We start from the raw sequence: 12,738 nt of genomic DNA, 5'->3' as shown, positions 1-12,738 counted from the left end.
TCACTCGGCCGGCTGGGCAGGGGCTTCGACCGGCATATAGAGATCGCCGCCTTCCCGATATTTCGCCGCCATCGCTTCCAGCCCTTCCTTCTGTGCCTCCGCGCGGATGTCGTGCGAAATCCGCATCGAGCAGAATTTCGGGCCGCACATCGAGCAGAAATGCGCGACCTTGTGAGCCTCCTTCGGCAAGGTTTCGTCGTGGAAGCTGCGGGCGGTATCCGGATCGAGCGACAGGTTGAACTGGTCCTCCCAGCGGAACTCGAATCTCGCACGCGACAATGCGTCGTCGCGAACCTGAGCGGCCGGATGCCCCTTGGCGAGGTCGGCGGCGTGGGCGGCGATCTTGTAGGTGATGACGCCGGTCTTGACGTCGTTGCGGTCGGGTAGGCCGAGATGCTCCTTCGGCGTGACGTAGCAGAGCATCGCCGTGCCGAACCAGCCGATCATCGCAGCGCCGATGCCCGAGGTGATGTGATCGTATCCTGGGGCGATATCCGTCGTCAGCGGTCCGAGCGTGTAGAAGGGTGCCTCGCCGCAGACGGCGAGCTGCTTATCCATGTTCTCCTTGATCTTGTGCATCGGCACATGGCCAGGGCCTTCGATCATCACCTGGCAATCTTTTGCCCAGGCGATCTTCGTCAGTTCGCCGAGCGTTTCGAGCTCGGCAAACTGCGCGGCGTCGTTGGCATCGGCAATAGAGCCCGGTCGCAGGCCGTCACCGAGCGAGAAGGAGACGTCATAGGCGCGGCAGATGTCGCAGATTTCCTCGAAATGCTCGTAGAGGAAGCTCTCCTTGTGGTGATGGAGACACCACTTGGCCATGATCGAGCCGCCGCGCGAGACAATGCCGGTGACGCGGTTGACGGTGAGCGGGATGTAGTGCAGCCGCACGCCGGCATGGATGGTGAAATAGTCGACGCCCTGTTCGGCCTGCTCGATCAGCGTGTCGCGATAGATCTCCCAGGTCAGTTCCTCCGCGATGCCGCCGACCTTTTCCAGCGCCTGATAGAGCGGCACCGTGCCGATCGGCAGCGGCGAATTGCGGATGATCCATTCGCGGATATTGTGAATGTTGCGGCCGGTCGAAAGATCCATGACGGTATCGGCACCCCAGCGCGCTGCCCAGACCATCTTCTCGACCTCCTCCGCCATGGAGGAGGTGACTGCGGAATTGCCGATATTGGCGTTGATCTTCACCAGAAAATTCCGGCCGATGATCATCGGCTCGCTTTCGGGGTGATTGATGTTGGCCGGGATGATAGCGCGGCCGGCTGCGACCTCCTGGCGAACGAATTCAGGCGTGACGTGATCGGGAATATGCGCGCCGAAGCTCTCGCCGTCACGGACCAGCGCTTCGGTCTTGGCCTTGCGGCCGAGGTTCTCGCGGATGGCGATAAATTCCATTTCCGGGGTGATGATGCCGGCGCGCGCATAGGCGAGCTGGGTGACGGCCCCGCCATTCTCGGCGCGCAGCGGCTGGCGCTTGGCCGGAAATTCCGGTGTCAGCCGTTCGCCGGTGACGAAACCGTTGTCTTCGGGACGCACATGGCGGCCCTCATAGGCCTCGACATCGCCGCGGGCGAGCACCCAGTCGCGGCGCAACTGCGGCAGGCCCTCTTCGATGCGGATATCCGCGCCTTCGACAGTATAGGGGCCGGACGAATCGTAGACGATAACTGGCGGCTCGCCCGATGTCGGATGGACGCTGATTTCGCGCATCGGCACGCGGATATCGGCATGGATATCCCCGGGGACATGGATTTTCCGAGAGGCCGGCAGCGGGCCGGTGGTGACGGTCGGAGTGAGGTTCTTTGCGGCAACGTTCATGGTGTGAGGCTCCAAGTTGCAGTTGGAGACCCAGTCAATCAGCCGGAATGATGAAAAGACGCCGGCATGGAATCCAGGCGGGAATCCGAAGCCTCGAGCGCTTGCACCGTCCCTACGCCAGTATGAACTGGATCAGGTTCAACGGGTCACTGCGCCCACAACCGGCAGAGCCGTATTGTTCAGCAGTATCTCAGCCCCTTGCCGGGACCCCCCTGGTGAATGTCAAAAGGCTATGCCTTACTCTTGTCCTCTGTCAACCCCGCAGCGGCGGTCGCATTTTCCGGGAGATTGACCATTGCCGCGCCCGTCGAATTGCAACTTTATCGCGCAGATCATCGTGCGGACTTGCCGCGCCTTAGTAACGTGGTGTGGTATTGCCGACGAAGCGATGGGGGCCGGTATGGGACAGCTTGCTCGCGGTATCGAGCCAGATCTTGCCGCCGAGGGCGCGCCAGCGGTGACAGAAGGCGAAGTCCTCGCTGAGATAGATCCCCGTTCCCTCCTCGACCATGCATTCGAACAGGGCGTATTGGGTGCTGGGTGAGCGTTTGGTGCTGGGATAGGCGTGGATTGCGTTGTAGCGCAGCTCCGGATAGGCCGCGATCATTCTTTCTATAACGTTGCGCTTGATCAAAAGCATGCCCGTACCTGCATAGACGGCGCTGACGAAATCGCCATCACGCTCTGCAACCTGGCCGACAAGTGGCGTGCCGACATAGTGAAGTGCGGCTGCCGCAAGTGTTTCGCCGTCTGCTGAATTGATGCGGGCCGCCGTCTCCCAATCATAATCCTTGATCGGATACATGGCGGCGACCACATCCTTATCGGCTTCCAGAAGCCTCATGACCTGATCGGGCTCGAAGCTGATGTCGGCGTCGATGAAGAGCATATGGGTCGCCGTCGTATCGTTCAGGAAGGACGAGACAAGCGTGTTTCGGCTGCGGGTAATCAGGGCGTCATTGCCGAGCAGAGCCAGCGTCAGCTGTATGCCCGCCTGCGCTCCCGTCTGCATCAGTGAGAAAATGGACTGCATGTAGTCCTTGGTAACGAGGCCGCCGAAGCAGGGGGTCGCTATGAAGATCAGCCGGTTCTCATTCATTCGCGATTTTCCCTCTCCGATGGCGCGAGTCGCCGGAATCTAGGAAAATTCAATATTTCTGTGTGTAGCGAATTATTGAATTTTATTGCTGATCTTTGCTCAAGCCGACCGGTCATTATGCCGTGGAATTCGCGATGGCCATATCATGACCAGATTGGGCTGCCATGGTCGTCATCGACCGCCGACATCACGGTGGCCTTAAATGCGGTGACGGCCCTGACTGGCAGGCGTTCTCGTGAACAGGGACATCTTTGCGATCTCTGCCGGTGCCGCCATGGCCTGCGGTCGCCAGTTGCATTTAAGCAACAGAGGTCAAGACTAACGCCCCAGCGCCCTTCATATAATTGACAAACATACGGGCTGTTTGTAAATCCAATACAGGACATAAGTTGTCTTACGGTCGAGCAATCGGCCGGATCGGTAGAGGCATTTCAAAACCTTTTACCGCGGGGGTAATCATGAAGGTTCGAGGGGACTCAAGCCAACATCAGGTGCGTATTTGCCGGGCTGCCCGGTCGTGTTTAGACCAAGCCGATCCCCAGGGCAGTGTTCCAGTTTTGCGCTCGCGGTAAAATAGAAATGCATAATACAACCAGGAGTTTAAAATGAACATCAAGAGCCTTCTTCTCGGCTCCGCTGCCGCTCTGGCGGCAGTATCCGGTGCCCACGCAGCAGACGCGATCGTCGCCGCTGAGCCGGAGCCGCTGGAATACGTTCGCATCTGCGACGCATACGGTGCTGGCTACTTCTTCATTCCGGGCACGGAAACCTGCCTCAAGATCGGCGGCCGCGTCCGTACCGAAGGCGAATGGTACGATGCCTACAACCCGAACAGCAAGAACGGTACGCTCTGGCATACCCGCGCCGAGCTGAGCGTCGATACCGCGACCGACACCGAATACGGCCCGCTGAAGACCAACACGGTCATCCGTTGGGACTGGAACGACGGCAACTCGACCTCCACCAAGCTGCTGTTCGCCAACATCAGCCTCGGCGGTTTCCTGGTCGGTAAGGCCGATTCGCAGTATAACTACTACATCGGCTATGCCGGCGACGTCATCAACGACGACGTGATCTATGACGGCCCGTATGAACTCAACCAGTTGACCTACACCTACGATGCCGGCAATGGCTTCACGGCTGTCGTCTCGGTTGAAGACTCGAACTCCAGCGGCTCCGACGCCTCCTACGGCTCAAGCTGGTGGTCTGACGACAAGGGCAACCACTACGCTCCTGACGTCGTTGCCGGTGCCGGCTTCAAGTCTGGCGCATGGGGCTTCAAGGTCGTCGGCGGTTATGACTCCATCGTCGAAGAAGGCGCCATCAAGGCTCGCGTCGACGCTGACTTCGGTACCTTCTCGGCCTTCTTGATGGGCGGCTGGAACACGGACGGCGACAAGCTGAACAAGTACGCCGGCACCAACCTCGATCGTTCGGCTTGCCCTGTTAACGATGAATCGAAGTGCGGCTGGGGTGACTGGGCTGTTTGGGGCGGCGTTGGCGTTCCGATCAACGAAAAGCTGAAGTGGAACCTCCAGCTCGCCTACACCGACTCGAAGATCTTTGCCGCTACCACGAACGTCAAGTGGAACCCGGTCAAGAACCTGCTCATCGAGCCGGAAGTCTCCTACACCAACTTCGATTCTGTGAACCAGGATCAGTGGGCTGGTATCCTGCGCTTCGAGCGTAGCTTCTAATATTGAATTACCCGGCTTAGCGCCGGGTATGAGAAGCCTGACGTTCCAATCCGTCAGGCTTCTTCCATCGATCGGTTGACCTCCGATCAAAGCAAAGGATCTGGCTTTCCCTCCGGATCCTTTTTTATTTCCAGCTTTTGGCAACCGGTTCAGCGCCCAGCAGAAGCTTAAGGCCGTTATCGTTGGTTCTCTTCACTTCAGAAGGGAAAACCGCTGTCTGCTTTTTCCGATATCGTCACATCGCGGTAATTGCCAGTTCCTGCGTCTGTGCCAGCGGGAACCAGGTCTTTAGCACCATCCTTATGAACATCTGTCCACACGGGACCAGTTCGAAACTGCCCCGGTCGAGCGTCCATTCGGTGATCAGGCCGCCGATGACCGCTGTCAGAGCGGAAGCGGCCGTATCCGGCGTCCACGGAGCCGGAAGCTTCGTCTTTTCATCCATCAGGGTGAAAATGCGTTCGAAATTTTCATGCATGTCATGCCGGAACGAGCTCGCCCGGCTTGTCGTCCCGTCGCAAAATGCCATGTCGAGATGCATCATCACCTTCAACATGCTGCGCTTGCGCGGATCACCGTGAACGTCGTCGAATATCGCAGCTATCGTATCGGCAATCAGGTCGAGTGGATTGGGCGGCAGCTCCTTGGACATTCGCTCCGCCAATTCCTGAAACGGCTGCTGGGCCTCGTCGCGAATCGCGAACATCAACCCCTGCTTGTTCTTGAAATGCCAGTGTACTGCCCCCCGCGTGACACCGGCGGCTGCGGCTATCTCTTCCAGGCTGACATTCTCGTAGCCTTTGTCGAGGAACAAAGCCTTTGCAGACTGCAAAATCTCGCTCCTCGTTTCCGCCGCCTCCTCCTTAGTTCGCCTCATTCACCTCTCCACAGAAACCGATGTTCAAGCTGTGCCCCTCTTCTTGATATTCTTTATCCATCAATGCCGCTCAGTGCTGGAGCCCATATACCAGCAATGCTCAACAGAGTGGCGGAATTTATATATTCCCTAAAAATCGAGGAAGGAAATCGCAACAGGATGTTTTCGTCAAGCGTCTATAAGCCACGCGCAAGTTTCCTTGTGCAATTTCCCCGCGTTGGGAAGTGAAAATCGAAATGTGCAGATGCCGATATAGCCATGATGGCGACATACATATTGCTGGGGTGATCCCGGGTACGCCTGCTCTGGAAAAGATGTATCGGTCAAGTTGGGGCGCAAGATGCGTTTGATCGGCGGCGTTCGCAAGTCCATCCGCACATATCGATTGTGTTCAAGTCGCGTACGCATAAGCCATCTGAGTTCCTCTCAACGCTCGTATCTGGAGGCCCCCAATGACGAGCATCTACTCGATCTCATCGAGCAATTATTATCAATACCAGACCTCGCGCTCGACAGCGTCGACGGCTGACGATTCTATCGCCTCCCTGCTGTCCGACAGCTCCTCCGGTAATTCGTCGGGCAGTTCTTCCGGCACGAGTTCCTCTTCGTCTTCGGACGATCAGTCTCAGATCGCTTCGGCAGAACAGCTCGTCGCGCAGCTGATGAACATGATTCTCAATCTGCAGGCCGGCATCGGCAGCGATAGTTCGACATCGGATTCCGACAGCAACTCCACCAGTTCGACGTCAAGTACTCAGCAGACTTCCGCAACCGGCAGCCAGGATGGCAGCCAAAGCGACATGATCAGCGCTATGGACACCAATGGCGACGGCAATATCAGCGAAGCGGAATTCGTGGCCGCACGCCCGTCGGACGTCAGCGAAACCCAGGCGCAGCAATTGTTCCAGAGCTTCGACACCGACAATACAGGTTCTCTCACCGAGGCGCAGCTCGCAAAAGCCATGCAGGCAGGCCATCACGGCCGTCCCGCACCGGGCGACGGGCAGATGAGCGAGGACGATCTCTCCACTGCATTTTCCTCCATGGACACGGACGGCGACGGCAGCGTCAGCGAATCCGAATTCGTGGCCGCCCGTCCTTCCGATGTAAGCGAGGACCAGGCAACATCGCTGTTCAAAAGCCTCGACACGTCGGGCTCCGGATCCTTGACGCAGAGCCAGTTCGAGCAGGCCATGAAGGCGCAGCAACCGCAGATGCCGGATTTCGGAAGCTTCTACGCGAACAGTGAACAGGATCTGACGACGAGCGACTTATTGACGCTCTGATCGAGCCTGAACTTTCGCATTTCACCATGCGAAGTGCCGGCAAGCCCGGGCAGGGAAGGTTGAAACTCCCGCCTCCGGGTGAGCCGGCTCTTTGTTTTTGCCTGATATTTTACCCGATAGATGCCTTTTGGGCTCGAAAAGAAAATTCGAAAACCTTCGACATGAAAGCGACGGAATTCGGCAAGTGCGGCGTTCAATCCTTGTGAGCCTGTGTTTGATGTCGAAGGATGATACGCTGACCGAGATGCTGCGATCTAAGTGGCGCCGCTTGCCGAAGTTGACGGCGAGGCGGGATTTGCCGGCCGAGAGTCCCGAGGCCCCGGTGTCATGGCGGTATCGCAGGAAACTGGAGCGGTAGCGATTGTCGATGAAGTGGGATCGCGCGCCCAAGAGTGGCGACCCTGATGAGGACCTGCTCGGTCGCATCGCTGCGGGCGATGTTCCGGCGATGCGCATGATGATAACACGGCAGTTGCCGCGCATCGTTGCCGTGGCAACCCGCATGCTTGGCGATGCGACCGAGGCCGAGGATGTGGCGCAGGAAACATTCCTGCGCGTCTGGCGCAATGCCGGCGGCTGGCGCCAGGGCAATGCCCGCTTCAGCACCTGGGTGCACCGCGTAGCGACCAACCTTTGTTATGATCGCCTGCGGCGTCGCAAGGACGTTCTTGCCGAGCATCCACCCGATGTCGAGTATGAAGGGCCGACGCCGGATGCGGGCTTGATGAGCGAGGACGATCCGTCCAGGCGCGTGGAACGGGCCATGCAGATGATCGCGCCCAGGCAGCGCGAAGCGATCATTCTGGTTTACTATCAGGCGCTGTCGAATGCCGAGGCAGCTGAGATCATGGACGTCAGCGTCGACGCACTGGAAAGCCTGCTTGCGCGTGGACGGCGCTCCTTGCAGGCGCTTTTGTTGAAGGATGAGGGCGATGGTTGAGAATATCGCGGGTCCGATGAATGCCGATCGCTTTGAAGCGCTGACCGCGGCCTATGGCGGCGATATCGGCCGATGGCCGCAGGCTGAGCGGGCGGCCGCTCGGGATTTTGCCAAGAGCCCCGCCGCCGCCGAAACGCTTGCGCGCGCGGCCGATCTGGATGCGTTGCTCGACACCTACGTCGTCAAGCCTCGCCATGCCGGCCTTGAAGAGCGAATTCTCGCAAAGCTCGTTCGCCGCCTGACGATAAGAAACTGGTTTCGCTTCGGCTCGGCCGGCATCGGCCTCGTGGGTGTCGGCATGGCCGGCGCGCTTGCCGGCAGCATCGCCATCGCCGTCCTGGCCCCGAGCTTGACGTCCGATACCTCAGTCGTCTCCGACGGAACCGCGACCATGTTCGGCGATATAGGGCCGGACGCGGGTGCAGCACAGCAGGACAGCCAATGACGGAACGCAGCTTTCGAATAGTGGTCATTTTTCTTTTGGTGCTGAATACGTTCCTGGTCGGAGCATTGGCCGGCGGTGGGCTGACCTGGATACGCAAGACGCAGGCGCGGGCCGGAATGATGCCGCTCGCCGGCGAGCAATTGCCTTCGGCGCAGAAGAAGGCTCTGCGCGCTGCGCTCAACGAAGCCCGCAAGGACGAACGTCAGATCATTCTCGAGGCACAACAGGCCAAGGTCGACGCCGCCTCCATTCTTGGGCAGCCGACGTTGGATAAAGAGGCGCTCTCGGCCGCGCTGGCGAGGGCGCGCGATGCCGATATCGCCTTGAGGGCGAAGCTGGAGCAGCGTGCCGTCGATTTTGCGGCAGGGCTTTCCTACGACGAGCGTCGGGCGCTGGCGGAAAGCCTGGTCCGCCGCAGCATGCCTAAAGCCGCTGCCACAAAATGATCATACTTGCCGAGCGACGGATCGAAACCAGGCCTGCGTTAAAGGAGCATGTTTGATGCAGGAGTTGGCAAGGCCATGGCCCAGCAGTCCAATGATGTTTATGCCGCGCTCGCTCTTTCCCGTTTTGGGTTAGGGGCGGACCACAACGGCACCACGTCGATCGCATCGGATCCGCGCGGCGCGTTGCTGGAAGAAATCACCGAGCGGTTCGTCCCGGTTCCGGTCGGGCCGCAGCTGCAATCGACGGCCGATCTTCTCGTTTCTCTCTACGCATTCCAGGAACAGCGCAAGGAGGCCAGACAGCAGGCCGCAGCCGTGCCGCAGGACAAGCAGATGCAAGGCCCGCAGAAGCCGCAGAAGCCGCCGGTACAGCCTTCCGGCGCCACGGCAGGGCAGCCGAACAATCAGGTCCAGCCGAGTAACCAGGCCATGGCGGCTATCATCGGCAAGGCAGTCGAGAAGTTGGAAAAGCCCGCAATGCCCTACCTTCCGCAGCAGGTCCTGCTAGCCGAGGTGGATGCCCGCTTCAACGGCACGATCCGGCAGCCATTGATCGGCTTTGGCGAGCGGCTTGCCATGTTCTGGGCAAACCATTTCGCTGTCGCCGTGTCGAAGAGCGAGGAGGTGCATATGATTGCCGGCGCCTTCGAGCGCGAGGCGATCCGGCCGCATGTCTTCGGGCGCTTCGCCGACATGCTGCTCGCTGTCGAGACCCATCCGGCTATGCTCGGTTATCTCGACAACCAGCAATCGATCGGGCCGAACTCCAAGGCCAATGCCAACAAGAAACGTGGTCTCAATGAAAACCTTGCCCGGGAAACGCTGGAGCTCCACACGCTTGGTGTCAACGGCGGCTACACGCAGGCCGACGTGACGACGCTCGCCAAGATCATCACAGGCTGGACGGTGGCGCGCGCCGAGGGCAAGCTCGGGACACCCGGCACCTTCGTCTTCAATGCCGGTGCCCACGAGCCCGGCGATCAGACGCTGCTCGGTCTCACCTATGCCGATAATGGCGTGGGGCAGGGGCGGGAAGCGCTGCGCGATCTCGCCCGCCATCCGGCAACAGCGCAGCATATCGCCACCAAGCTTGTCCGGCATTTCGTCGCCGATACGCCACCACCAGGGCTTGTGCAAACCGTTGCGGCGACCTTTAGCAAGACGGATGGCGATCTTTCCGCCGTCTATCGGGCGCTCGTCGGCTCCGAGGAAGCATGGAACCCGACCCTGTCGAAAGTTCGCTCGCCAATCGAATTCATGACCGCGCTCTTGCGGGCAAGCAGCGAGACGCCGAAGCCGAATGTTATCCTCGGCGCCTTGACCGCGATGGGTCAGCCCTTCTGGGCGCCGGCCGGCCCCAACGGTTTTGCCGATACCGTCGATGTCTGGGCCTCCAGCGAGAGCCTCAGCATGCGCATGGATGTCGCCAATATGATCGCGAGTGCGGTGCCGCCTCAGGTCGATCCTCGCAGTTTCGTGTCCGACAGCCTGGGGCCGCTTCTTTCGAATGAAACGCTGCAGGCGGTATCGCGCGCGGAAACCCGCAAGCAGGGCCTGATGATCGCTTATCTTTCCCCCGAATTTCAAAGGCGCTGACCATGACCTGCGAACTCATGACCCCCACCCGTCGTGCCGTACTTGGCGCCTCCGGCGCCTTGTTTGCCTGGGCCTTCATCCCGCGCTTTGCCCATGCTGCCGGCGGACGGGACCCGCGCTTCATCACCATCATCCTGCGCGGTGCGCTTGACGGTCTGACGGCTGTCCCACCCGTTGGTGACCCCGATTATCAAGCCCTGCGGCAGTCGATCGCCATGACGACGAGCGGCCCTGAGGCGGCTCTTCCGCTCGACAGCTTCTTTGCGCTGCATCCGTCGATGCCGAATTTCAATCGGCTCTATCGCGCGGGGCAGGCGGCCGTCGTGCATGCCAGTGCGACGCCCTATCGCGACCGGTCGCATTTCGATGGTCAGGACGTGCTGGAGTCCGGTTACGAAATGCCCGGCCGTGTCGAATCCGGATGGCTGAACCGGATGCTCGAAGGACTGCCGAAGGGTGACAAGGTTTCACCGGGAGCTTCGGAGATTCGAGGTCTCTCGGTCGGCGCCAATGCACCGCTCGTCATTCGCGGCAAGGCGCCGGTGCTGGGCTGGTCACCGTCCAACCTGCAGCCTGTCAGCGACGACTTGCCGCCGCGACTGATGGACCTCTACAATCACACCGACCCGCTCTTTGCGAAAATCCTCGCTGAGGGCATTTCGACCGGCAAGATCGCCGCCGGCCTTGATGTCAAGGCGAAGGGAGGTCCCGGCGATCCCACCGGCATGGAACAGATGGCAAGAGGGGCCGCGCGCCTGCTGGCTCAAGACGATGGCCCGCGCGTCGCAGCGCTTGCCTTCGAAGGATGGGATACTCATGCCGGAGAGGTCGATCGGCTGAACAAGCTGCTCGTCGGGCTCGATAATTCGTTTGCCGCCTTCCAACAGGAGCTTGGTCCGGCCTGGAAGGATACGGCCATTCTTGTTGCGACCGAATTCGGCCGCACTGCGCAGGTCAATGGTACCCAGGGCACCGACCACGGCACTGGAACGGCGGCCTTTCTCGCCGGCGGCGCGATCAAGGGTGGCCGCGTGATCGCCGACTGGCCCGGTCTTAAACAGGCGCAGTTGCGCGACGGCCGTGACCTTGCCGCCACAACGGATCTGCGCGCTGTGGTCAAGGGGATCGCGGTCGATCTGCTTGGGGCGTCACCGACCCTGTTGACGCGCGATGTCTTTCCGGGCTCCGATCCTGTCCTGCCAATGAAGGGGCTGATCGTGTGACCGGCGCGCCGGCGGCCGGCGTTAAGGGCCGCCAATAGAAATTACGTGAGGGCCGCATTGGGAGGAACGGCGCCGCTGCGCCTTTCGCGCGCTGCGGAGAGGATGGCAACCACGCAGGCCAAGGCAAGCGTGATCGCGCCAAGCACCGGCAAGCTGCGATAGCCATAGCCGCTCTCGAGCAGCGCCGCACCGACACTGGCTGCGATCGCAATGCCGATGTTGAACCCGGAAGGAATGAGTGAGGAGGCAAGGCCCGGCGCATCGGCGGTCCACATCAGGATGCGAGCTTGGATAGGGGTGCCGATTGCAAAATTAAGCGCGCCCCAAACGAAGATCGCCACGCTCATCGGTAAAGGATAGGGGCTGACCAGGTAAAGAATGACGAGTATCGCGGACTGGATGGCGAGCATCGCGATAAGCGAGGGCATCAGCTTCCAGTCCGACAGCCTGCCGCCAATCACAACACCCAATGTCGCTCCAACGCCATTGAGCAGGAGAACCCAGGGAATAAGCATGGCGTCAAGGCCCGTCACCTCCCGCAAAAGCGGCGTTATGTAGGTGAACGGCACCATTTGCCCGATCATCAGTGCGAGCATCATGATGAGGGACGTCCAGACCTGCTGGCGGCCGAGCACGCGCACTTCGCCGCTCAAATGACCAGATTGCTGGGATTCCGCCTTCGTCTGCGGGATCAAGACCCATATTGCGACCAATGCGAGGACACCGACCAAGGTCATCGCCCAAAACGTCATCCGCCATCCCCACAATCCACCGATTGCCGCGCCCAGAGGAACGCCGACAATATTGGAGACGGTCAGGCCTGCAAGGATCACGGAGACTGCGCGCCCTCGAAACGCTTGCGGAACGAGGCCGACGGCAACCACCATGGCAATGCCGAAATAGGCGCCGTGGGCGACGGCAGTCGCAACACGGAAGAGGAGCATGGCGGCGAAGTCAGGTGCAAGCGCGCAGGCGATCTGACCCAGGCAAAAGGCGATCGTCAGAGCGATCAGAATGGTTCGGCGCGAAATCTGTCGTGTCGCCATGGTCAGGAACGGCCCGCCGAGTGCAATCCCCAGCGCATAGCCGGAAACCAGATAGCCGGCAAAGGGGATCGAGACATCCAGACCCTGAGCTACGTCCGGAAGGATGCCGGCGATGACAAACTCGGTCGTGCCGAAAGCAAACGCAGCCAGAAACAAGGCGAAGAGGGGTAAGGGCACGTCCAGCTCCGATATAAAGGAATAAGGATTTCTTTATATCGGCAAGGGGGATACATCAAGCACGAGTTATCGTCGGTGA

General features: G+C 60.1%; 11 protein-coding genes and 1 riboswitch. Of the genes, 7 read left to right on the top strand and 4 right to left on the bottom strand.

The features are described 5' to 3' along the window. Complete coding sequence (gene thiC, locus FBZ97_RS08280; protein ID WP_145318231.1) at positions 1 to 1,827, bottom strand: phosphomethylpyrimidine synthase ThiC; 1,827 nt, start codon at positions 1,825 to 1,827, stop codon at positions 1 to 3. A 91-nt stretch (positions 1,828 to 1,918) separates the two neighbouring features. Further along, a riboswitch (TPP riboswitch) is annotated at positions 1,919 to 2,051 on the bottom strand. 131 nt (positions 2,052 to 2,182) lie between these two features. Next, positions 2,183 to 2,926: a hypothetical protein gene (locus FBZ97_RS08275; protein WP_145318228.1), complete on the bottom strand. Its 744-nt coding sequence runs from the start codon at positions 2,924 to 2,926 to the stop codon at positions 2,183 to 2,185. A gap of 605 nt (positions 2,927 to 3,531) precedes the next feature. Between FBZ97_RS08275 and FBZ97_RS08270 the strand changes: the two genes are divergently transcribed. Continuing rightward, positions 3,532 to 4,623 carry a porin gene (locus FBZ97_RS08270; protein WP_069614542.1) on the top strand — a complete coding sequence of 364 codons (1,092 nt, stop codon included), beginning with the start codon at positions 3,532 to 3,534 and terminating at the stop codon, positions 4,621 to 4,623. A gap of 235 nt (positions 4,624 to 4,858) precedes the next feature. Here the strand turns inward: FBZ97_RS08270 and FBZ97_RS08265 are convergent, their stop codons facing one another. Next, positions 4,859 to 5,500: a TetR family transcriptional regulator gene (locus tag FBZ97_RS08265; protein WP_113333244.1), complete on the bottom strand. Its 642-nt coding sequence runs from the start codon at positions 5,498 to 5,500 to the stop codon at positions 4,859 to 4,861. Positions 5,501 to 5,952: 452 nt separating this feature from the next. Between FBZ97_RS08265 and FBZ97_RS08260 the strand changes: the two genes are divergently transcribed. From FBZ97_RS08260 to FBZ97_RS08235, 6 genes are all read left to right on the top strand, one after another. Further along, entirely contained in the window at positions 5,953 to 6,786 is an 834-nt protein-coding gene (locus FBZ97_RS08260) for an EF-hand domain-containing protein (protein WP_145318224.1), read from the top strand. Between the two features lie 367 nt (positions 6,787 to 7,153). Then, positions 7,154 to 7,726, top strand: coding sequence for an RNA polymerase sigma factor (locus FBZ97_RS08255; RefSeq protein ID WP_145318220.1), 573 nt, complete (start codon positions 7,154 to 7,156; stop codon positions 7,724 to 7,726). Next, positions 7,719 to 8,171: a hypothetical protein gene (locus FBZ97_RS08250; RefSeq protein ID WP_145318217.1), complete on the top strand. Its 453-nt coding sequence runs from the start codon at positions 7,719 to 7,721 to the stop codon at positions 8,169 to 8,171. The genes FBZ97_RS08255 and FBZ97_RS08250 overlap by 8 nt, the downstream gene beginning before the upstream one ends. Next, complete coding sequence (locus tag FBZ97_RS08245; RefSeq protein ID WP_145318214.1) at positions 8,168 to 8,617, top strand: periplasmic heavy metal sensor; 450 nt, start codon at positions 8,168 to 8,170, stop codon at positions 8,615 to 8,617. Before FBZ97_RS08250 ends, FBZ97_RS08245 begins: the two co-directional genes overlap by 4 nt. Before the next feature lie 75 nt (positions 8,618 to 8,692). Further along, the gene (locus FBZ97_RS08240) at positions 8,693 to 10,213 is read left to right on the top strand and encodes a DUF1800 family protein (protein ID WP_145319985.1); all 1,521 of its coding nucleotides are present in this window, start codon (positions 8,693 to 8,695) and stop codon (positions 10,211 to 10,213) included. Between the two features lie 2 nt (positions 10,214 to 10,215). Continuing rightward, on the top strand, positions 10,216 to 11,436 hold the full coding sequence (locus FBZ97_RS08235) for a DUF1501 domain-containing protein (protein ID WP_145318211.1): 1,221 nt from the start codon (positions 10,216 to 10,218) through the stop codon (positions 11,434 to 11,436). Positions 11,437 to 11,477: 41 nt separating this feature from the next. Here the strand turns inward: FBZ97_RS08235 and FBZ97_RS08230 are convergent, their stop codons facing one another. Continuing rightward, positions 11,478 to 12,659, bottom strand: a complete 1,182-nt coding sequence (locus FBZ97_RS08230) for an MFS transporter (protein WP_186449473.1) — start codon at positions 12,657 to 12,659, stop codon at positions 11,478 to 11,480. Between the last annotated feature and the right edge of the window lie 79 nt (positions 12,660 to 12,738).

The sequence above is a fragment of the Rhizobium sp. ERR 942 genome, assembly GCF_007828395.1.
In the GTDB taxonomy this organism is placed as follows: Bacteria; Pseudomonadota; Alphaproteobacteria; order Rhizobiales; family Rhizobiaceae; genus Rhizobium; species Rhizobium dioscoreae.
This window is presented reverse-complemented; position numbering and strand designations above follow the sequence as displayed.